Raw genomic sequence first — 22478 nt, 5'->3', positions numbered from 1 at the left:
GCCTCCTCCTACTCGATTTATATAAAGCTTAGTGGCACGAAATATAAAGCTATAGCGGCACGAACAAGATAGAAAAAAGGCGCTGAACATAATATTCAGCGCCTTTGCATTGTTCGTTAAGCAATCGTGATTACTTAATTTCCATACCTTGAGCTTGTAAGTCCGCATGGTAAGAAGAACGTACAAACGGGCCACACGCTGCGTGAGTAAAGCCTAGCTCTAGAGCAATCTCTTTCAGCTCATCGAACTCAGAAGGCGGCACGTAGCGTTCTACTGGTAAGTGGTGACGGCTTGGTGCTAGGTATTGACCTAGTGTCAGCATAGTCACACCATGTTCGCGAAGGTCTTTCAGTACTTGAACGATCTCTTCTTTTGTCTCGCCAAGACCCATCATCACACCTGATTTTGTTGGGATATCAGGGTGCTGCTCTTTGAATTTCTTCAGTAGATCAAGAGACCACTTGTAGTTCGCACCTGGACGCGCTTTACGGTATAGACGTGGCGCTGTCTCTAGGTTGTGGTTGAAAACATCTGGCGGGTTGTCTTTCATTAGGTCAAGCGCAACGTCCATACGACCGCGGAAGTCTGGAACCAGTGTTTCGATACGAATATTTGGGTTGAGTTCGCGAATCTCACGGTTACAGTCAGCAAAGTGCTGAGCACCGCCGTCACGCAAGTCATCACGGTCAACTGAAGTGATTACAACGTACTTCAGTTTCATGTCTTGAATTGTTTTAGCCAGTTTCTTCGGCTCTTCAGCTTCAGGAGCAACAGGACGACCATGGGCAACATCACAGAACGGGCAGCGACGAGTACAGATAGCGCCAAGAATCATAAACGTTGCCGTACCGTGGTTGAAACACTCGGCTAGGTTAGGGCAAGACGCTTCTTCACAAACTGAGTGCAGGTTGTTTTTACGCATTGCTGATTTGATTTCTTGAATACGATGGCTGTCTGAAGGAAGTTTAATCTTCATCCATTCAGGCTTACGTAGAACTTCTTTCTGTTCAGCAGGCATATTCTTTACGGGAATTAATGCCATTTTGTCAGCGTCACGATATTTAACGCCTTTTTCCATTTGGATTGGTTTGCTCATGATTTTATGCTTCTGCTGTAATGTTACTGGTGGCTTGAATGTCTACTTGGTCATAGCCGAGTAGCTCTACGAGCTCTTGTATTAACTGTTGCTCAACGTTTTCTAGTTCACTTGGTCCGCCGAGTTGGCTTACCTGCGCCATTTCCATACCTTGGTAACCACATGGGTTAATACGTAGGAATGGAGACAGGTCCATATCGACGTTGAGTGCTAACCCGTGGAACGAGCAGCCACGTCGAATACGTAATCCAAGTGAACAGATTTTCTTGCCATCGACATAAACACCAGGAGCGTCAGGTCGGGCAGCTGAATCTATATTGTAAGCTTTCAGAGTATTGATTACGAGGTTCTCGATATGAGTAACCAAATCACGTACTCCGAATTTCTTGCGGCGGATGTTAATCAGAAAGTAAGCCACTAATTGGCCTGGGCCGTGGTAAGTCACTTGGCCACCGCGATCGCTTTGTATTACAGGGATATCACCGGCATTTAATACATGCTCAGCTTTGCCTGCTTGTCCTTGAGTGAAGACAGGGTTGTGTTCAACCAACCAAACTTGGTCTAGGTCTTCTTCCGTGCGTTCGTCTGTGAACTTATGCATGGCTTTCCATACAGGTTCGTAATCCTGACGGCCTAATTTTTTTACGATTAGCTTATTTTGCAAAGCTGCACTCCCTCAAGGATTAATAAAGTGAACGCATTATAAACGCGAAACATGATTCTAACTACAGACGGACTGCAAGGTTTTTCAACTTTCTTTGTATTTATTGAAAATTAAGTTGAATGAATTTGAGCTAGATAGGGCGCTTTAAACAAAAACAGCGGCAATAAGCCGCTGTTTTTCATGTGTAATCGGAGATTACAGAACCATACGAACGATTTCGATCTCGCCCAGTTCTTTATAAAGAGTTTCTACTTGCTCAATTGAAGTCGCAGTAATATTGATAGAAACAGAGTGGTAGTTACCTTTCGCACTTGGTTTTAGCGTTGGGCTGTAGTCACCAGGAGCATGACGCTGGATCACTTCTAGTACTAGCTCAGTCAGTTCTGGCTTAGCGTGGCCCATTACTTTGTAAGTGAATGAACAAGGGAACTCTAAGAGGTCTTTTAGTTTTGCATCAGAATTGATGTTCATGATTAGCTCCAAAAGGCTAGACTCTCGCAAATTGGCGAAATGTCGATAAAAAGCGTGTTCGGTCAACAGACACGAGTAATAAGGCGGAATATTACGTGTAAATATCACCGAACTCAAGATCAACAAAAGCCGCACATGGCGGCTTTTGGTTCGCTAATGAGTAAATCATGAACTTACTCATTAGGTTAGCTATACAACAAGCTTGGGTTTTACCTAGAACAAACCTTTTGCTTGTTTAGAATAAACCCTTGAACAGAAGAACTAGGTAGTCCCATAGACGGCTGAATAGGCTGCCTTGGTCTACATCTTCAAGTGCTAGTAGTGGGTATTCAGCAACGTCTTCACCGTCTACTTGGTAGAATAGTTTACCAACTACATCGCCTTTGCTGATTGGCGCTTCTAGCTCTTTCTCAAGAACGAAGCTTGCCTTCAGGTTCTTAGCTTGACCACGAGGTAGCGTTACGAAAGTATCTTCGTCGACACCCAGTGCAACTGTGTCCTTGCTACCCATCCAGATCTTCTCTTCTACGAAGGTTTCACCGGCTGTGTGTGGTGCCACTGTTTCAAAGAAGCGGAAGCCGTAGCTAAGCAGTTTTTTGCTTTCTGTTTTACGAGCATTCGCATTCTTGGTACCCATAACTACAGCCACTAGGCGCATTTTGCCTTCTGTCGCTGAGCTTACTAGGCTGTAACCTGCATTGCTTGTGTGGCCCGTTTTGATGCCATCAACGTTCATGCTCTTATCCCATAACAGACCGTTACGGTTGTATTGGGTGATGCCGTTGTATGTGAATTTCTTCTCTGAGTAGATACGGTACTCGTCTGGTACGTCGCGAATCAGCGCCTGACCAAGTAGCGCCATATCGTAAGGCGTTGAGTATAGGTTCGGGTTGTCTAGACCGTGCACGTTAGCAAAGTGCGTGTCTTTCATGCCGATAGAGCTTGCCCAAGCGTTCATTAGGTCAACGAATGCATCTTCAGAGCCAGCGATGTGTTCAGCCATAGCAACACATGCGTCGTTACCTGATTGAATGATGATACCGCGGTTTAATTCTTCAACTTTAACCGTAGTGCCCACTTCAACGAACATCTTAGATGAATCTGGGAAGTTTTTAGCCCAAGCATTTTCACTGATTACAACATCGTCGTTTAGGTTGATGTTGCCACGGTCGAGCTCTTGGCCGATCACGTAGCTCGTCATCATCTTGGTTAAACTTGCTGGAGAAAGCTGAGTATTCATCTCTTTCTCTGCTAGTACTTTGCCTGAATGGTAATCCATCAGAACAAAACCTTTAGCGGCGATTTGAGGAGCATCAGGAACAACAATAGGAGCGGCGAATGACGATGTAGCTATCGTTGCAGAAAGAGCAACAGAAGTAGCAAAAATCGATTTAACAAGTTTATTAGATTTAATCATTTTAAATGCAATTATTTGGTGAACTATTCATATATTAACAGAATCACTCTGTCACACCAGAGCGCTGATTACCAGAAGTAACTGTTAGATTAATTAGCGAGTTAGGGTGTGTTTTTTTATATAAGCTGACGGGTAACCCATTAGCTTAACTTGTTCTAATTTCTCTTGAGTCAGAGCATAGTCATGAAATGGCCCAATCATCAGACGGTAGTTGTCATCATTTGGCTGCAAGAACGTTGCTACTTCTAGCTTTTCGGCTAGATCTTTCGCTAACTTTTCGGTCCTATCTTCATGTGGAGATGTTGCGACTTGAATAATAAATTGCGGTAAAGCAGCCTTTTTATTTGCGTCGGTTGGCATAGCCACAGTAATGACTTCAATCTCAACATTTGCCGTGCCGGTTCTCAACACATCGAGCTTGTAAGCTGCCGCATAACTAAGGTCAATGATTCGGCCTTCATGGAATGGGCCGCGGTCATTGATACGAACAATTGTCGTTTTGTTGTTGTCAGTATTCGTCACTTTTACATAGCTTGGAATTGGCAATGTTTTGTGCGCCGCAGACATCGAATACATGTCGTAGATCTCGCCGTTCGACGTTAAGTGGCCATGAAATTTCTTACCGTACCAAGAGGCTTTGCCTTTCTCAGTAAACCCTTCGGTCTTCTTTACGATCTTGTAGTCTTCGCCACGTAAAGTGTAATCCGTGTTACCACCTAAACTATAAGGTTCATACTGAGGGTGAGCATCCTCGAGATGCTCTACTGAGATCGGTGCGTCTGGTGCAATATCTGAATCAATATCGTAGCGGCCTGTTGGCTGCTTTGAAGAACAACCATTGATTAAAATCGCTAGCCCCAAGATAGAGACTATTTTTTTGATTGGCAGTTCTTCAACCAAGGATGCTTTTTTTTGAAACGTTGTAATAGACATCGATTAGGTCGCCTTTGAGAATGCTTTTCTGTGTGTATGTATCGACATTAAAATACCAAAACCAGCCATAAGGGTAACCATTGAAGTACCGCCATAACTGACTAGAGGAAGAGGAACACCAACTACAGGTAGAATGCCACTTACCATGCCAATGTTTACAAAAATATAAACGAAGAAGCTCAGTACAATACTTCCGCCCATCATTCGACCGAATGCGGTTTGAGCTTGGCTCGCAAGCACTAAGCCACGTCCAATAATAAACAGGTAGATCGCAAGCAAGAACAAGATACCGATCATGCCCCATTCTTCGGCGATGACCGCAAAAATGAAGTCGGTGTGGCGCTCTGGAATGAATTCTAATTGAGATTGAGTGCCTTGCAGCCAACCTTTTCCTGATATACCACCCGAACCTATCGCAATCTTACTTTGAATGATGTGGTAACCCGCACCTAATGGATCTGATTCAGGATCAAAAAGGGTTCTAACACGCACTTTTTGATATTCACGCATCAAGAAGAACCATAGGATTGGGATAAATGCCCCTAATGCGATTGCCGCGCTAGCAATGATTTTCCAACTGATACCAGCCAGGAATATCACGAAGATACCAGATGCGGCGATAAGGATAGATGTACCTAGGTCAGGCTGCTTTGCGATTAGAATCGTCGGTACAAACACCATCACTAGCGAGATCGCTAATGTTTGGAATGTTGGTGGAAGTGAGCGCTTACCGATAAATCGTGCCAGCATCAAAGGCACCGCGAGCTTTAATAGCTCTGACGGTTGGAATCGAACAAAGCCGAAGTTTAACCAACGCTGGGCGCCTTTAGAGGCTTCACCAAAGAACAACACGCCCAATAGCAAGATGACACCACCTACAAATAGCAGTGGTGCCAAGGTTTCATAAGTACGAGGTGAGATTTGCGCTAGGAAGATCATCACACCTAAAGACAGAGCCATGCGCATCGCCTGGCGGTCCATCATCGCAAGGCTTTGTCCGCTTGCGCTGTACATGATCAGCAGGGCAAAGCCCATTAAAACCAGAATGCCAAGCAAAAGCGGCAGGTCGATATGCAGCCTTTCGAATAGGGCTCTATTTCGTCCAGTTGAAGGATCAAGTTTCATTATTTAATTGGCTCACTTTGATAATCTTCTGCAAGGATAATATGGTCTAAAATCCTTCTTACTACTGGGCCGCCGTTAGAAGAACCGCCACCTGCGTTCTCTAGAACGATAGTCACGACGGCTTCAGGATCTTCAAAAGGCGCGTAACCCGTAAAGAGGGCGTGATCGCGTAAGTGCTCTGCGATTTCATCCGCGTTGTACTCTTCATCTTCTTTTAAGCCGAATACCTGCGCGGTACCCGATTTACCAGCGGTTTGGTAAGACATTTTCTGGAATGAACGTCTTGCCGTGCCTTTTTTACCGTGGTTAGCCAGCCTCATACCTTCCTGAGCGATATCCCAATACTTCTTCTTAACCCCGGTTAGCGGTGGGTAAGTTTCAATGTCCGACATGATTTGTTCATCGAATGGACGACCGTTATCAATGGTTGAACGAAGTAGGTGAGGTGCGGTTACTTCACCTTCATTGACCAAAACTGATGTGGCTTTTGCAATCTGCATGGGTGTTGCAGTCCAGTAGCCCTGTCCAATACCAACTGGAATAGTATCACCTTGATACCAAGGCACACGGTGTCTGGCCATCTTCCAATCACGAGTTGGCATATTGGCTTTGCTTTCTTCGTAGATATCGATGCCAGTATAATCACCAAAGCCGAACATCATCATCCATTTGGATATGCGATCAATGCCGAGATCATAAGCAATTTGGTAAAAGAAGGTATCCACCGACTCTTCAATCGCTTTTTCTATATCCACGACACCGTGTCCCCAACGCAACCAGTCACGGAATGGTCTCGTTTTTGAGTTTGGTATCTTCCAATAGCCTGGGTCATTGCGCGTAGTGTTTGGTGTAATAACACCTTCTTGCAGAGCAGCAACAGCAATGAAGGGTTTGATCGTCGATGCTGGTGGGTAAATCCCTAGCGTGGCACGGTTAACCAAAGGGCGGTTTTTGTCTTGAAGTAGCGCGTTATAGCCTTTAGACGAGATACCATGCACGAATGCGTTTGGGTCGTAGCTTGGGCTCGATACCATGGCTAACACGCCATTGTCTTTCGGATCGAGAACGATAGCTGAACCACGGCGGCCATCAAGTAACTTATGTACGTATAGCTGTAGCTTGATATCTAAGTTAAGTACGATATCTTTGCCTGGAACCGAAGGGACAAATTTGAGGGTACGAATCACTCGTCCACGACTGTTAACTTCGACTTCTTGGTAGCCAGCTGTACCGTGCAACATATCTTCGTAATAACGCTCAATACCCAACTTACCGATATCACGTGTAGCTTGGTAATTGGCGTCTTTTTCTTCTCGCATCAAGCGCTGCATATCACGGTCATTGATACGCGATACATAGCCTATTACGTGAGTGAGCACATCACCGTAAGGGTAGAAACGCTTCAAAGTTCCCGTAACTTCAACACCTGGGAATTTGTGTTGGTTTACAGAGAAGACGGCAACTTGTTCTTCAGACAGTTGATTAAGAATAGGTACTGATTTAAAGCGTCGTGAATTACGACGATCACGATTAAAGCGCTCGATACGCTCTGGTGGGATCTCAATTAATGCTTGCAGACGAGCAAGCGTGTCATCCATATCTTTAATTTTTTCGGGTATGATTTCTAGATTGAAAACAGGACGGTTTTCGGCAAGAAGTATACCGTTGCGATCGTAAATCAAACCACGGTTAGGGGCGATCGGAACGACCTTGATACGGTTGTCGTTAGAACGAGTTTTATAGTCTTGGTATTGATTGACCTGAATGTTGTACAGGTTAACAACCAACATCGACATCATGACTATGATCCCCGCAAACGCAACAAAAGCACGGCTAGTAAATAGTCGTGCTTCTGCTTTGTAATCGCGGATTTGGCTACGTTTACGTAACATTAACGCTTATTCTCGATGATAAGGGTGGTTAGCAGTGATGCTCCAAGCTCGATACAAGCTTTCAGCCATGATAACGCGTACTAATGGGTGAGGGAGAGTAAGCGCAGACAGAGACCAACTTTGGTCTGCGGCCGCTTTACATGCAGGTGCTAATCCTTCAGGCCCGCCAATTAGGATAGATACGTCACGTCCATCCAGCTTCCAACTTTCTAATTGCTCAGCAAGTTGAGGTGTATCCCACTTTCTACCTGGGATATCGAGCGTGACAATACGGTTGCCTTTTGGAACTGCAGCCAGCATCGCTTCACCTTCTTTTTGAAGAATGCGTGCAATATCTGCATTTTTACCGCGCTTTCCTGCAGTAATTTCAATGAGCTCTAATGGCATATCGTGAGGGAAGCGGCGTTTGTATTCTTGAAACCCTTCTTCAACCCACTTTGGCATTTTTGTGCCAACTGCGATTAACTGGATCTTCAAAGCTTAGCCCCAAAGTTTTTCTAGTTGGTACAGCTCACGATGCTCTTCTTGCATAACGTGAAGCATGCTTGTGCCCATATCTAGAACAACCCATTCACCTTCTTGCTGACCGTCCATACCTAGAGGTTGCATACCCGCTTTACGCACTTCATCAGCAACATGCTGTGCAATAGAGGCAACATGGCGTTTAGAGGTGCCAGTACAAACAATCATGTAATCAGTAACGCTTGATTTGCCTTCTACATCGATAGTTACAATCGATTCTGCTTTCATGTCGTCGGCTTTGTCTGCAAGAAAATCTTTTAGTTCTTCACGTAACACTGGGTGTTCCTTTAATCTGAATTTAGCTTTGTTTAGGGCTTGTTGACCCTAGAATATAACACGCTTTTATGCGTGGAATGGTATTGAAGCTGAAGGGATACAAAACTCTACGCTTAACTGATGAATTAGTGGCCAAGGCGACTGCTCATATTGAGTTTTTGTCATCAATTCAGCTTGAGTGAGCAACGCGAACAAAGAGTGTAATTGAGAAATCGAAACTCTTGTTAGCGCGGCGTTATAAAGAGGCTTTTTAGATTGCCAGATACGGTGTTTTTCGAAGACCTGACCAATCGGCATCTGTTTCATTTGTTGCTGCATTTGTAATAGCAGAGCAAGCTCTCGTTGTATGCTACGTAATAAAATGACGGGTTCGACACCTTCAGCTTCTAGCTGACGCAGGATTCGTTGTGCTCGGTTACCTTTGCCTGCCAATAACGCATCACTCCAATGGAATGGAGTAAAATGGTTGTGTCGACTCAGCGATTCTTCTAAGCGTACTAACGTGAGTTTTCCATCTGGGTATTGGAGAGCCAGTTTTTCTAGGCTTTGGGTGAGAGCAAATAGATTACCCTCATGCCATTGCGCCAGCATTTGAATCGCTTCAGGGTCTGGCGTTAAACCGATTTGACGGCAACGCGCTTGGACAAACTGAGGTAACCGACTGACATCTGGCGTTAGGCAACTGACCCAGTGACCCTGATTCGAAAGAGCCTTAAACCACTTAGCGCTTTCTTGAGCTTTGGTGAGCTTAGTGCCCACCAAGATTAACAAGATATCACTGTGGATATGCTCGGAGATTGCGAGTAGCTCTTTCGCTATTGCGGCATTGACGCCTGACTCTGGCAGTTCAAGCTCGATGACCTGACGGCTAGAGAATAGGCTCAGTGCTTGAGTGCAGTCGTAGACTTGATTCCAGTCGAGACTGCTATCAATCGCAAAGCGGTGACGTTCTTCAAAGCCTTGCTGTTTTGCAGCCTTTTGAATCGCTTCTCGGCTCTCTTGCAACAGTAGCGGTTCGTTACCAAAAATTAGGTAAACATTACTCAACTGTTTAATAAGTTGCTCTGATAAGCGGTCAGCAAAAATACGCATCAAATAAACCTATTACTCAGCCGAATCGCTAAGTGTTGGTTGTTCTTCTGAAGCTGGTACGATCTCAACATTCTTGATGTTGTATTGCTTTTCGAGTTCTTTCACTTGAACGTGCTCTAGTGCATCTAGGTCCATGCTATCAGCTGCAATGTTCGCTTTTAGTCGAGCCATCTGACGAAGGATTTGGCTTGTTGCCAACTTACGCATCTCATCTTCGATCATGTCTCGTTCAACCGACTTCGCAAGTGCAGTTAGCGGGTTATCTAGGTAACTACGGGTTACGCTGGTTGAGAACGTCTTTGAGCCTAGATCCGGGACAGTTACGCGGTATGAAGCGCGGAATGTCAGTTCTTTCTCTGCTGCACGAGTGTTTTGGTATAGAGACAGAGTTCGCTCACCTACGCTCTCACTAATAATATGCAGGTTAGGTGTATTCTCAGCCGGTGGCACAATTTCTACATCATTCATACGCAGTTGACCTTTCATCATACGTGTAAACGTACTGTATTGGTCGTAACTGGTTACGGAGATCTTGTTGAGTTCTTCTGGTACGGAGTAATCACCACGTAGGTGGAAACCACACGCACTTAATAGGCTGACGGTTAAAACAACAACAGTAACTTTCAATGAAGATAGTGAAATCAGGCGCATTATTTGATGGCTCTCATGAAGGTAGAATACTTATTTAAAGGCTTTAGTTCGTTTGAGTGGTTAGGCTCAAGTCTAAAGCGCTTAAATAAGTAGACAGGGCAATTAGCTACCCTGTCTACAGACTGCTTTTGATGAATTAAGTTCGTTAATTCTTTAGCAATTGCATTGTGCTAACGAAATTAGTTAGCAACGATGTTTAGAAGCTTACCTGGTACGAAGATAACTTTACGGATAGTTAAGCCATCTAGGAACTTCTTAGCGTTCTCATCGTTTAGACCAAGCTCACGAACTTGCTCTTCTGTTGCATCAGCAGCAACGGTTAGTTTCGCACGTAGCTTACCGTTGATCATAACAACGATAGTTTTCTCGTCTTCAACTAGCGCTTTCTCATCGAAAGTTGGCCATGTTGCTGAGTCTACGTTTGATTCACCAAGTGCAATCCACATTTCGTAAGAGATGTGTGGCGTCATTGGGTAAAGCATGCGTACTACCGCTTTTAGCGCTTCGTCAAGGATTGCACGATCTTGTGCAGATTCTTGAGGTGCTTTCGCCAGCTTGTTCATCAGTTCCATGATTGCAGCGATTGCCGTGTTGAACGTTTGGCGACGGCCAATATCGTCCGTTACTTTCGCGATAGTTTTATGGATATCACGACGAAGTGCTTTTTGGTCGCCAGATAGCGCAGAAGCATCAACAGATTCAACAGCACCCTTAGAAGAGTGAGCGTGAACCAATTTCCAAACACGTTTAAGGAAGCGGTTAGCCCCTTCAACGCCAGACTCTTGCCACTCAAGCGTCATGTCTGCAGGTGATGCAAACATCATGAATAGACGTACTGTATCAGCGCCGTACTTGTCTACCATCTCTTGTGGGTCGATACCGTTGTTCTTAGACTTAGACATTTTGATCATGCCTGAGTGTTCAACTTCACGACCTTGATCGTCGACTGCTTTTTCGATGCGACCTTTACCGTCACGTTCAACCGTTACGTCAGTCGGTGCAATCCACTCTTTGGTGCCTTTTTCGTTTTCGTGATAGAACGCGTCAGCCAGAACCATGCCTTGACATAGTAGTTGCTTGAACGGTTCATCAGACGTCACGTAGCCAGCATCACGTAGAAGCTTATGGAAGAAACGAGAGTAAAGCAGGTGCATACAAGCGTGCTCGATACCACCAACGTATTGGTCAACTGGTAGCCAGTAGTTTGCTTTCTCTGGATCTAGAATGTCGTCTGCTTGCGGTGAACAGTAACGTGCGTAGTACCAAGAAGACTCCATAAACGTATCGAACGTGTCAGTCTCACGTAGAGCGGGTTCGCCGTTGAATGTTGTTTCAGCCCAAGACTTGTCAGCCTTGATTGGGCTCGTTACGCCATCCATTACTACATCTTCAGGAAGAATGACTGGCAGTTGGTCTGCTGGTACTGGGTGAACTTCACCGTCTTCAGTGGTTACCATTGGGATTGGAGCGCCCCAGTAACGTTGACGAGATACACCCCAGTCACGTAGACGGAAGTTTACTGTCTTCTTACCTTTGCCTTCAGCTTCAAGCTTCGCAGCAATTGCATCGAATGCTTCTTGGAACGCAAGACCATCGAATTCACCAGAATCAAACAGTACACCTTTTTCAGTGTAAGCCGCTTCAGACACGTCTAGTTCAGAACCATCTTCAGGTTTGATTACTGGGATGATATCGATGCCGTACTTAGTTGCGAACTCGTAGTCACGTTGATCGTGAGCAGGAACCGCCATTACCGCACCTGTGCCGTAATCCATAAGTACGAAGTTTGCTACGTATACAGGAACAACACGACCGTTAAGAGGGTGGATAGCCGTTAGGCCAGTATCCATACCTTTCTTTTCCATCGTTGCGAGTTCAGCTTCAGCAACTTTAGTGTTACGACACTCTTCAACGAATGCAGCAAGCTCTGGGTTGTTCTTCGATGCTTTCTCTGCAAGAGGGTGACCTGCAGCGATACCAACGTAAGAAACACCCATTAGTGTATCTGGACGTGTTGTGTACACTTCTAATGGTGCTTCTTCGCCGTTAACAGCGAAAGATAGCTCAACACCTTCAGAGCGGCCGATCCAGTTGCGCTGCATGGTCTTAACCATTTCAGGCCAACCTTCAAGGTTGTCTAGATCGTCTAGTAGCTCTTGAGCGTACTCAGTGATTTTAATAAACCACTGTGGAATTTTCTTTTGCTCTACTGGAGTGTCACAACGCCAGCAACAACCGTCTTCTACTTGCTCATTTGCCAGTACTGTTTGGTCGTTTGGACACCAGTTCACTGAAGATGTCTTCTTGTAAACCAGGCCTTTTTCGTAAAGCTTAGTGAAGAACTCTTGTTCCCAACGGTAGTACTCTGGAGTACACGTTGCGAATTCACGGTTCCAGTCGTAACCAAAGCCTAGAAGCTTAAGCTGGTTCTTCATGTACTCAATGTTTTCGTAAGTCCATGGTGCAGGTGCTGTATTGTTTTTAACAGCGGCGTTTTCTGCAGGTAGGCCGAATGCATCCCAACCAATTGGCTGCATTACGTTTTTGCCTTGTAGACGTTGGAAACGAGATACCACATCACCGATGGTGTAGTTACGCACGTGACCCATGTGCAGTCGGCCACTTGGGTAAGGGAACATAGAAAGACAGTAGAATTTTTCTTTGTTTGGGTCTTCACTTACAACGAAAGTCTCGCTGTTATCCCAGTGTTGTTGAACCTTTTGTTCAATCTCTTGCGGGTTATATTGTTCTTGCATCGATGGTATCCGGTTATCTTGGAATTTGTGAGTTCGGTTAGAACAGAATCTTACAGATCGTCATAGAATACCTAAAGGAGCTGAGTACAACAATAGTTATACCCTTCATACTTGCAGTTGCCGCTTAGTAGATTGTGTAATTTTCACTGAATTTCGCAGGGCAACTATACTTAAGAGTATGAATTGCATTTGTTTGTAAGCGGGAGTGCATTGCAGCGCATACGTTTGCTCACTAAAAGGTTGGTTATCTTAAGGAGGTTGTTATGCCGAAGAAAAAAGCGCTCTATGAAGAAGTCGTCGAAGAGGTGATTGAAACGCTGAAGCATAGCCCTGAAGAGCTCAACAACAAAATCGAAACGTCGGGCAAGTTTGCGAAAGCAGCTAATGATATGACTAAAGATGAGCTTTCATTGATCTCTGCCTACGTGAAGTCGGACTTAAAAGAGTTTTCCGAAAGCTATGAAGAGAGTAAAAGCGGTCCATTCTATTTGATGATTGCGGACTCTATTTGGCAAGGGCTGTTGGATATTACTGATCGTACTAAGGTGGAATGGGTTGAACTGTTCCAAGACTTAGAACACCAAGGCTTGTATCAAGCGGGTGAAGTCATTGGCTTGGGAACCTTAGTATGTGACGAGTGTGGTCACCAAACCGAATATAACCACCCAACCAATATCATTCCATGCATTAAATGTGGTTCTAAAGGGTTTAGTCGTAAAGCCCTTAAACCGTAAGCTTCTGAACCATAGCGTATCAACGCAAAACCACAGCAATGAAAAAGGGTTGACCCGATCAGTCAACCCTCAAATCACTTTTCGTCGAATCTAGCTTTTTGGCTTTCTAATTACCCAACCAATCACCAAGCTGAGCATCGCCCAGATATACAGTGGCCAAGTACCTACTGTGTGATAAGGCGTTTGACCATCCGTTGAAATGAGTTCAGCTTTTAACACTGCCGTTTCAAACTGAGGTACTTGTTTGAGGATGTTGCCTTTGTAATCGGTAACTGCCGTCACACCATTGTTGGTCGAGCGAATAACTGGCTTACCAAGCTCCAGAGCACGCATCTGTGCGATTTCCATATGTTGCAGAGGGCCAATCGAACGACCAAACCACGCATCGTTAGAGAGCGTTAAAATAAAGTCAGTCTCGTCGGTTACGTTCTGCCTAACTTGATCATTAAAGATGATCTCGTAACACAACGCAGGCGCTAAGTGACGACCATTTGCCACTATGTTTGGTTGAACAAAGTCGCCACGGCTAAATGATGACATTGGCAAGTTAAAGAAAGGTGCTAATGGACGCAAGATATCTTCAAACGGCACAAACTCACCAAATGGTAACAGGTGGTGTTTATGGTAGCGTTCGTCTGGATCGTAGCTGTACTCACCGTATGGATTCACACCGAGAGAAAGAACACTGTTGTAGTATTTCTTATCTTCAGACTGATTCAGCACACCGGTAATGATCGAACTGTTGTTCATCTTCGCTGCGCTATCCAAGTTACGTAGGAAAGATGGGATCTCAACTTCGAATGCTGGAATAGCCGCTTCAGGCCAGATGATGATATCCGCTCCCCAGTTTTCTCTGCTTAGGTCGGTGTACTTCATCATGGTTGGCCAGCGATGACTCGGTAGCCATTTACTGTCTTGATCGACGTTGCCTTGTATCAAGACGACTGACGTGGTTTTTTCAGGGTTCGGCGTGACCCAGTCGATGTTGCGAATACCAAAGCCTGCACTAAATACGACGGCGGGAATGAGAGCGATGCTCCAAGCCCGGTTAACAATCGCATAAGTGAATGCAGAGGCTGAAACAATGATCGCTAAAGTTACTAGCTCTACGCCGCCAATCGGTGCAAATGAACCCAATGGCGAATCGATTTGGCTGTAGCCTAACCAAAGCCAAGGGAAGCCCGTCATTACCCAGCCACGCAGCCAATCACAGACTAGCCAGAATGCAGGAGCTGCAAGGAAAAAGCGGCTTAGGTTATTGGCAGGGAAGAATTTATTCAAACCCCAGGTAAATAGCCCTGAATAAACGGCTAGGTAGCCAACAAGCAATGCCATCAAAAATAGGTTGGCTGCCAGTGGCATGCCGCCAAAACCATCAATGCTGACGTATACCCAGCTGATACCTGTGGTGAATTGACCTAAACCCCATGCGTAGCCAATCCAAAGCGCACTTTTAGGAGAGCGGTTGTGGATCAGTAACAGCAGCAAAGCTGGGCTGAGAATAGCAAGAGGCCATATAGAGTATGGAGCGAATGAAAGGGTGGTTATAGCGCCAACAAAAACGGCCGCAAGCGGCCGTAATAGGCGATGAATAAAGGTATTAGTCATCTAATTTTTGTCATCTCTTTAGAGAGAAGTTGTTATTCTTCGATAGTCGGAAGAGGCTGTTCGTCAGGAATGGTTACCTGTAGCTGAATCACACGACGGTTATCTGCTGATGTTATTTTGAAATGGTAGTTTTCGATTTCTACAATTTCGCCACGAACCGGCAGGTGGCCGAGTGCTGTCATAACCATGCCGCCTACCGTATCCACTTCGTCGTCACTAAAGGCAGTGTTAAACGTATCGTTGAACTCTTCAATAGTGGTTAAAGCTTTTACAGAGAAGGTATGCTTACTCAGCTTACGAATATCTAGCTCTTCTTCATCGTCGAACTCGTCTTCAATTTCACCAACGATTTCTTCGAGGATATCTTCAATGGTTACCAGGCCAGAAACTCCACCAAACTCATCGACAACGATAGACATGTGGTAACGCTCTTCTTGGAACTCCTTAAGCAGGCGATCAACTCGCTTACTTTCAGGAACAACCACGACAGGGCGAATCACTTGTTCGATATCAAATGGAGCACTTTCTGAACCCAAATACTTAAGTAGGTCCTTCGCTAATAGAATGCCTTCAACATGGTCTTTATCTTCACTGATCACTGGGTAGCGAGAGTGTTGAGCATCAGTAATGAGCGCAATCAATGTATCTAGATCATCTGTGCGTTCAACTGTAACCATTTGAGAGCGAGGCAGCATGATATCGCGTACTCGCATCTCTGAAATTTCCATAACACCCTCGAGCATGTCGCGTGTGTCGTGGTCAATTAGGTCATTAATTTCTGAGTCGCGGATTACATCTACGAGCTCTTGGCGATCTTTTACTTCACCTTGAAATAGTTGGCCTAGGCGTTCAAAGAAGGACTTTCTACTCGGACCTTCAGATTTTTTACTTCCCTCAGAAGTGGGGGGGTTACCTTCGTTCATGATTTCTCAAAAAATAACGCTATCAGAAGTGTGATAGCACACGTTACAACTCAGATTCCTGTGAAAATCACAGGTTCGATGAGTTATTGTTTCTCTGCAACCTACTTTACTAGAATCAATTTACTTTTCTAGAATGTAAGGGTCTTCAAACCCCATAGATTGCATGATTTCTGTCTCGAGTGACTCCATCTCTTCAGCTTCATCATCTTCGATATGATCATAACCTAGCAGATGCAGACTGCCATGTACAACCATATGAGCCCAGTGTGCTAGCAGAGGCTTACTTTGCTCTTCTGCTTCTTTTTCGACAACTTGGCGGCAGATAATGAGGTCGCCCAATAGATCTAACTCGATCCCTGGAGGAGCCTCGAATGGAAAAGACAACACGTTAGTTGGCTTATCTTTGCCACGATATTCATGATTGAGCTGGTGGCTTTCTTGTGTATCAACGATACGAACCGTCAACTCAGCGTTCTCTTGAAACTGAGGAATTGTCTTGTCCAACCAAAGCTGAATATCTTGCTCAGTTGGAAGACCTTGCTCATTTTCGACCGCTAATTGCAGGTCTAGTTCAATAGACATCTATTTATCACCTTGTTCTGCAATTACAGAGCTATTTTGTGTTGCTAATTGTGTCGTAACTACCTGCTGAGCCTCAAGAAGTTTGGCTTCACGCTCTTCACGTTTACGCTTTTCAAACTCTTTGCGCTCTTTCTGGTCTTTTGCTTCCCACTTCTCGTATGCGTTGACGATACGAGCAACTACAGGGTGACGAACGACGTCTTCAGACATGAAGAAGTTAAAGCTAATGTCGTCGACTTCATTGAGCACTTCAGTCGCATGGCGTAAGCCTGATTTTGCACCACGAGGTAAATCGATTTGCGTAATATCACCTGTGATCACAGCGCGTGAGTTAAAACCGATACGGGTTAAGAACATCTTCATCTGTTCTACCGTGGTGTTTTGGCTCTCATCAAGAATGATAAACGCATCATTCAATGTACGACCACGCATGTAAGCCAGTGGCGCAACTTCAATTACGTTACGTTCAATCAGCTTCTCAACTCGCTCAAAGCCAAGCATCTCAAACAGCGCATCGTAAAGTGGACGTAAATATGGGTCTACTTTTTGGCTTAAATCACCCGGTAGGAAACCAAGCTTCTCACCGGCTTCAACAGCAGGGCGCGTCAATAGAATGCGACGAATCTCTTGGCGTTCAAGTGCATCAACTGCTGCAGCAACGGCTAAGTAGGTTTTACCTGTACCTGCTGGCCCAATACCAAAGGTGATGTCATGAGTCACCATGTTCATTAGGTACTGTGCTTGGTTTGGCGTTCGAGGTTTGATGACGCCTTTTTTAGTCTTAATGGTCACTTCTTTGCCGTAGTCAATTTCAGACTCGACGTGTTGCTCCAAAATGCCTGACTCGGTGATCGCCAGATGTATTTGCTCTGGTTCGATATCGATTATGTTGCCTTTAACTGGAGCCGTTTCAACATAGAGGTGTTTGATGATGTCTAAAGCTGCGGCTGTAGTGTGAGGCTTACCGACAATGGTGAAAAAGTTGCTACGGTAATTAATCTCAACGCCCAGACGACGCTCAAGATGCTTGATGTTGTCGTCAAATGGTCCGCATAAACTTGCCAAGCGCTTGTTGTCTGCTGGTTCTAGATTTATCTCTAAGGTAACGATTTTATTGCTCAAATTAGCCTCTCATTTTGTGCCACTCACTCTTAAATAAAACAAAGAGCAAAAAGCCCGATTTAGACCGGGCTTCTGATGGTGATATCCCTATTTCTAAGATGGTCACTTAGTTAGGTAATTTCAAGCTTTGTGTTTGCGCTTTGTGCTCAAACAGTTGTATTGCCTATGGCGTAAATGTCGCTACACCTAGCTCGTCTTCACGTTTTGTTTTTTCCATCATTTCTGCTGGAGTCATAACAACGCGTAGACCCATGTCTTTTTCTGTGCGAACTAGCTCACCACGTAGTGAGTTGGTGTAAACCTCAGTGATCTTCACATCTACGAATTGACCGATTAGGTCTGCAGAACCTTCGAAGTTCACAACACGGCTGTTTTCTGTACGGCCGCGAAGTTCCATTAGGTTCTTTCTTGATGGGCCTTCAACAAGGATACGTTGCTCTGTGCCTAACATTAGACGAGAGAAACGCATAGCTTGTGTGTTTACCGTTTGCTGCAGTTCGTACAGACGATCTTTCTTCTCTTGTGCTGGTACATCACATGGGTAATCTGCCGCTGGCGTACCTGGACGTGGAGAGAAAACAAAGCTGAAGCTCATATCGAAATCAACGTCTTTAATTAGCTTCATTGTATCTTGGAAGTCTTGCTTAGACTCACCAGGGAAACCAACAATAAAGTCAGAGCTGATTTGAATGTCAGGGCGAGCTTTACGCAGTTTACGGATAATAGATTTGTACTCGATAGCCGTATGTGGGCGCTTCATCATCGTAAGAATACGGTCACTACCACTTTGTACTGGTAGGTGAAGGAAGCTCACTAGCTCTGGTGTGTCTTTGTAAACTTCAATGATGTCGTCACCAAACTCAAGCGGGTGGCTTGTTGTGAAACGAATACGGTCGATACCGTCGATAGAAGCAACAAGACGAAGCAGTTCTGCGAATGAACAGATATCGCCTTCGTGTGTTGGACCGCGGTATGCGTTTACGTTTTGACCTAGCAGGTTAACTTCACGTACGCCTTGCTCTGCAAGTTGAGCAACTTCGAAAAGTACATCATCCATTGGACGGCTAACTTCTTCGCCACGTGTGTATGGTACAACGCAGTAAGTACAGTATTTAGAACAACCTTCCATGATAGAAACGAACGCCGTCGCGCCTTCAGCTTTTGGCTCTGGCAGGTTATCGAACTTTTCGATCTCTGGGAAAGAGATATCCATTACTGGCTTTTCGTTAGACAGTGATGATTTAATCATCTCTGGCAAACGGTGTAATGTTTGTGGGCCAAAGATAACGTCTACGTAAGGTGCACGTTGACGAATGTGATCACCTTCTTGAGTCGCTACACAGCCACCCACACCGATCACCACACCTTCTTTTTTATCTTTAAGCGTTTTCCAACGACCAAGCTGGTGGAATACTTTTTCTTGCGCTTTTTCGCGGATAGAACAAGTATTCAATAGTAGTACGTCTGCTTCCTCAGGTACTTCAGTTAGCTCATAGCCATTTGCAGCGTTAAGCAGGTCGGCCATTTTTGATGAATCATATTCATTCATCTGACAGCCCCAAGTTTTAATTAGCAGTTTCTTACTCATTATATGTTCGCTCGATCGTTAGTTTAATTTAAGGGAGCAAATCGCCCATTATTCATCCGCTAGCCCCGTTTGTCATAATTCGGTATTCAATTTTATGACAGGCTCTAGCGGCAAGCGGCGTATTGTACTGGTTTCAAAACCGACTGACTAGTAGTCTGAACAAATCTCTTATGTAGTGGTTTTTATTATCGTTAACGCCATATGCCATAAGGGATAACCCTTTTTTCGAATAAGGTTTTTGGTTACAAGTTAGTTATGAAAAAGTACAATCAAAAACAGTCAAAGAATCAAACTGATAAGTACGAAATATGAACAGTTACGATATTGTAGTAGTCGGTGGCGGCATGGTTGGCGCAGCAACAGCAATCGGTTTTGCAAAGCAAGGTCTGAGTGTTGCGGTGATCGAAGGTTTTGCCCCACAAGCTTTTGATGAATCGCAAGCGATGGACATTCGTGTGTCAGCGATTTCTCAAGCATCGGTCGATTTGCTTGAAAATCTTGGTGCATGGCAAAGTATTGCAGCAATGCGAGTGTGTTCTTATAAACGTTTAGAGACGTGGGAGCACCCAGAGTGTCGTACTCGATTTGATGCTGCCTCACTAGACCTTCCTCGTTTGGGCTATATCGTTGAGAACAGACTCATTCAATTAGGTTTATGGTCTCAATTTGATGCCTACGACAATCTCGAACTGTTATGCCCAGAAAAGCTCGATGTGATTGAGTTTGGTGAAATCAATATCGTAAAGCTTCAATCAGGGGCTGAGTTGTCTGCGAAGTGGGTGGTTGGTGCTGATGGTGCGAATTCAGCCGTTCGCCAACAAGCTGGAATTGGCATCACGGCTTGGGATTATCGACAACACTGTATGCTTATCAATGTAGAAACAGAACAACCTCAGCAAGATATTACTTGGCAGCAATTTCTACCAAGTGGCCCTCGTTCATTTTTGCCTTTGTGTTCTCTAACCTCTGACGGTCAAGAAGTCGGGCTGGGCTCGTTAGTTTGGTATGATTCTCCACTGCGTATTAAGCAACTGTCAGCAATGGCCCCTGAAAAACTACGTAACGAAGTACTTACTCACTTTCCTAAAGAGTTAGGTGATATCAAAGTCTTGAATTCGGGTTCTTTTCCTCTGACACGACGTCATGCTCAATCATACTCGAAGAATAACTGTATTTTAGTCGGGGACTCTGCGCATACTATCAACCCTTTGGCTGGACAAGGTGTTAACTTAGGCTTCAAAGATGTATCAGTACTGTTGAATGTCACCAAAGAAAAGGGTGAATTGAATGAGTCTGTAGCAAGACGCTATGAAGTGATGAGAAGAGGTGACAACCTAGTGATGCAAAGCGGTATGGATTTCTTCTATAAGACGTTCAGTAACGACATTGGTCCACTTAAGTTTGTGCGTAATGCTGCACTCAAGCTAGCAGAGAACTCAGGGCCGATTAAAGCTCAAGTGTTGAAGTATGCCCTGGGCCTTTAATTGAGTATTACAGACACTTTATAAAGAGAAGGAGAGCGAATGCTCTCCTTTTTTGTATCAGATGACTACTATCGCTGTTGCGTCACACAAACTGGCGCATCTAGCTCTAATGAGTAGCCTGTGTAAACCAGAGAGCCGTCTTCTGTATTTCGCTTGAATGACGTGATGTTATTAGTGTGCTGGTTTGTGGCGATAAGCCATTCACCATCATGAGTAATATGAAAATCACGAGGGAACTTGCCTTCAGAACTATAACTATCAATAAAAATAGGCACTTTTGTTGTCGATTCGATTCTGAAGCTGCTGATCATCGATTGATGTCGACATGACACATAAAGGAATTGCTCATCAGGCGATAGCTTAATCGCAGCTGCGGCTTCTCCCTTCTCCATATTAGGCAATGCATCAATCTCTTCCACTACATTCCAAATGCCTAAAACCTTTTCCAAAGTCAGCAACGTTTCAGAGAGTTCACAGACCACATAGGCTCTGTCTTCAGCTTTGTTAAAGATTAAATGGCGAGGTCCATTGCCGGCGGGCACCTTAATAGACTGCATTGGCTCATCAAGGAACTCTTCTTGCTCTTCATCAAAGCAATAGAAGTTGATGCGATCGGTGCCGAGATCGACAGTCACAAACTGTGGTGAGTTTTGTAAGAACAGGCATTGATGGGCGTGTGGGCTAGTTTGTCTCTCTTTGTTTGGCCCGGAACCAACCATCTGGATTGTTTTGAGTCGTTTATCGATGCTGCCGTTGATACTTAAGCTAAAAATATCGAATGTGCCTGATGAGTATTGCGACGTGATAGCAAACTTATTGTGTGGATCTATCGCGACGTGACAAGGGTGATCTCCCGAGATGAGGCTTGTATTGTGTGTTAGCTGTGAATCAACATTAGGTATATGAATGAGCTGGGGCTGTTTTTGCTGGTCCACTTCCGATGCAGTATAGATCCCAGTCTTTGTTACAGTAATAAAAGAGGGGTTAGTACATTTGATGATCAGCTCTAGAGGTAATAGTTTTCCTGTTTCTAGATCTAACTGAGTTTGATAAACACCTTGGCTTTTACTTGGTGTATCTGTGTAGCAACCGATCGTTAAGGGGAGGGGTTTCATAGGCTAGTCATACTCAATTAGAAAATGGAGCTGACATTGTCTTATAAAATCGTATTAAAAGTGAGGTTATAGAAGAGAATACTTGGTGACTTGGCTAGCAGATTTTCATATTCCAGATAAAACAAAACCCAGCTAAAAAGCTGGGTTCTATTTAATAATGGTGCGGTCGGAGAGACTTGAACTCTCACACCTCTCGGCGCCAGAACCTAAATCTGGTGCGTCTACCAATTCCGCCACGACCGCAGCAAATCTTTATAGTCATACTGAATATTGGTGATTCAATAAAACGTTGTATAAGTGGTGGCTACTGCGGGATTTGAACCTGCGACCCCATCATTATGAGTGATGTGCTCTAACCAACTGAGCTAAGTAGCCATAATAAATCTAATCGATTCACTATTTGTTCCCTAATGAAAGAGAAATAATG

General features: G+C 44.6%; 20 protein-coding genes and 2 tRNA genes. 2 read left to right on the top strand and 20 right to left on the bottom strand.

Annotation, left to right across the window (positions count from 1 at the left end; translation table 11 throughout):
- Positions 1-130: 130 nt before the first annotated feature.
- The 12 genes from lipA to leuS all read right to left on the bottom strand — a co-directional run bounded on the left by lipA (position 131) and on the right by leuS (position 12895).
- Positions 131-1096: a lipoyl synthase gene (lipA, locus tag AB4371_RS07390; RefSeq protein WP_017064177.1), complete on the bottom strand. Its 966-nt coding sequence runs from the start codon at positions 1094-1096 to the stop codon at positions 131-133.
- A 4-nt stretch (positions 1097-1100) separates the two neighbouring features.
- Positions 1101-1760: a lipoyl(octanoyl) transferase LipB gene (gene lipB / locus AB4371_RS07385; RefSeq protein ID WP_017068510.1), complete on the bottom strand. Its 660-nt coding sequence runs from the start codon at positions 1758-1760 to the stop codon at positions 1101-1103.
- A gap of 195 nt (positions 1761-1955) precedes the next feature.
- Positions 1956-2234 (bottom strand): DUF493 family protein YbeD, encoded by a 279-nt coding sequence (gene ybeD, locus AB4371_RS07380; protein WP_026084358.1) that lies wholly within the window; start codon positions 2232-2234, stop codon positions 1956-1958.
- Between the two features lie 232 nt (positions 2235-2466).
- Entirely contained in the window at positions 2467-3648 is a 1182-nt protein-coding gene (locus tag AB4371_RS07375; RefSeq protein ID WP_017068508.1) for a serine hydrolase, read from the bottom strand.
- Between the two features lie 93 nt (positions 3649-3741).
- A complete protein-coding gene (locus AB4371_RS07370; RefSeq protein ID WP_048615264.1) occupies positions 3742-4581 on the bottom strand; it encodes a septal ring lytic transglycosylase RlpA family protein in 840 nt (279 codons plus the stop codon).
- Positions 4582-4584: 3 nt separating this feature from the next.
- Positions 4585-5706, bottom strand: coding sequence for a rod shape-determining protein RodA (gene rodA, locus AB4371_RS07365; RefSeq protein ID WP_017062334.1), 1122 nt, complete (start codon positions 5704-5706; stop codon positions 4585-4587).
- On the bottom strand, positions 5706-7598 hold the full coding sequence (gene mrdA, locus AB4371_RS07360) for a penicillin-binding protein 2 (RefSeq protein ID WP_017068507.1): 1893 nt from the start codon (positions 7596-7598) through the stop codon (positions 5706-5708). Before mrdA ends, rodA begins: the two co-directional genes overlap by 1 nt.
- A 6-nt stretch (positions 7599-7604) precedes the next feature.
- On the bottom strand, positions 7605-8075 hold the full coding sequence (gene rlmH, locus AB4371_RS07355; protein ID WP_017068506.1) for a 23S rRNA (pseudouridine(1915)-N(3))-methyltransferase RlmH: 471 nt from the start codon (positions 8073-8075) through the stop codon (positions 7605-7607).
- 3 nt (positions 8076-8078) lie between these two features.
- Complete coding sequence (gene rsfS, locus AB4371_RS07350; RefSeq protein WP_004735247.1) at positions 8079-8396, bottom strand: ribosome silencing factor; 318 nt, start codon at positions 8394-8396, stop codon at positions 8079-8081.
- Positions 8397-8462: 66 nt separating this feature from the next.
- A complete protein-coding gene (gene holA, locus AB4371_RS07345; protein ID WP_017068505.1) occupies positions 8463-9488 on the bottom strand; it encodes a DNA polymerase III subunit delta in 1026 nt (341 codons plus the stop codon).
- A 12-nt stretch (positions 9489-9500) separates the two neighbouring features.
- Positions 9501-10139 (bottom strand): LPS assembly lipoprotein LptE, encoded by a 639-nt coding sequence (lptE, locus tag AB4371_RS07340; RefSeq protein ID WP_017068504.1) that lies wholly within the window; start codon positions 10137-10139, stop codon positions 9501-9503.
- 179 nt (positions 10140-10318) lie between these two features.
- Positions 10319-12895 carry a leucine--tRNA ligase gene (gene leuS / locus AB4371_RS07335; RefSeq protein ID WP_102394093.1) on the bottom strand — a complete coding sequence of 859 codons (2577 nt, stop codon included), beginning with the start codon at positions 12893-12895 and terminating at the stop codon, positions 10319-10321.
- 263 nt (positions 12896-13158) lie between these two features.
- On the opposite strand from leuS, the gene AB4371_RS07330 reads away from it, so the two are divergent.
- Positions 13159-13629, top strand: coding sequence for a zinc ribbon-containing protein (locus tag AB4371_RS07330; protein ID WP_017062329.1), 471 nt, complete (start codon positions 13159-13161; stop codon positions 13627-13629).
- Positions 13630-13719: 90 nt separating this feature from the next.
- On the opposite strand, the gene lnt is transcribed toward AB4371_RS07330, so the two are convergent.
- From lnt to miaB, 5 genes are all read right to left on the bottom strand, one after another.
- Entirely contained in the window at positions 13720-15237 is a 1518-nt protein-coding gene (gene lnt / locus AB4371_RS07325; RefSeq protein ID WP_136982348.1) for an apolipoprotein N-acyltransferase, read from the bottom strand.
- Between the two features lie 32 nt (positions 15238-15269).
- Positions 15270-16160 carry a CNNM family magnesium/cobalt transport protein CorC gene (corC, locus tag AB4371_RS07320; RefSeq protein ID WP_012603382.1) on the bottom strand — a complete coding sequence of 297 codons (891 nt, stop codon included), beginning with the start codon at positions 16158-16160 and terminating at the stop codon, positions 15270-15272.
- A 120-nt stretch (positions 16161-16280) separates the two neighbouring features.
- The gene (gene ybeY, locus AB4371_RS07315; protein WP_012603383.1) at positions 16281-16742 is read right to left on the bottom strand and encodes an rRNA maturation RNase YbeY; all 462 of its coding nucleotides are present in this window, start codon (positions 16740-16742) and stop codon (positions 16281-16283) included.
- Positions 16743-17864 carry a PhoH family protein gene (locus tag AB4371_RS07310; protein ID WP_017062327.1) on the bottom strand — a complete coding sequence of 374 codons (1122 nt, stop codon included), beginning with the start codon at positions 17862-17864 and terminating at the stop codon, positions 16743-16745.
- 163 nt (positions 17865-18027) lie between these two features.
- Positions 18028-19452: a tRNA (N6-isopentenyl adenosine(37)-C2)-methylthiotransferase MiaB gene (miaB, locus tag AB4371_RS07305; protein WP_065584439.1), complete on the bottom strand. Its 1425-nt coding sequence runs from the start codon at positions 19450-19452 to the stop codon at positions 18028-18030.
- A gap of 308 nt (positions 19453-19760) precedes the next feature.
- Here miaB and AB4371_RS07300 point away from each other — a divergent pair, with 308 nt between their 5' ends.
- Positions 19761-20936, top strand: a complete 1176-nt coding sequence (locus tag AB4371_RS07300; RefSeq protein ID WP_372148491.1) for a 2-octaprenyl-3-methyl-6-methoxy-1,4-benzoquinol hydroxylase — start codon at positions 19761-19763, stop codon at positions 20934-20936.
- A 68-nt stretch (positions 20937-21004) separates the two neighbouring features.
- On the opposite strand, the gene AB4371_RS07295 is transcribed toward AB4371_RS07300, so the two are convergent.
- The 3 genes from AB4371_RS07295 to AB4371_RS07285 all read right to left on the bottom strand — a co-directional run bounded on the left by AB4371_RS07295 (position 21005) and on the right by AB4371_RS07285 (position 22426).
- Positions 21005-22051, bottom strand: coding sequence for a lactonase family protein (locus tag AB4371_RS07295; protein ID WP_372084292.1), 1047 nt, complete (start codon positions 22049-22051; stop codon positions 21005-21007).
- A 158-nt stretch (positions 22052-22209) separates the two neighbouring features.
- Positions 22210-22294: transfer RNA gene (locus tag AB4371_RS07290), tRNA-Leu, on the bottom strand.
- A 55-nt stretch (positions 22295-22349) separates the two neighbouring features.
- Positions 22350-22426, bottom strand: a tRNA-Met gene (locus tag AB4371_RS07285).
- Positions 22427-22478: the final 52 nt, after the last annotated feature.

Origin of the sequence: Vibrio sp. 10N.261.51.A3, from assembly GCF_041471965.1 — a bacterium.
Taxonomy (GTDB): domain Bacteria; phylum Pseudomonadota; class Gammaproteobacteria; order Enterobacterales; family Vibrionaceae; genus Vibrio; species Vibrio crassostreae_C.
The sequence above is the reverse complement of the archived record's forward strand: the minus strand, read 5'-3'. Positions and strand labels throughout refer to the sequence as shown.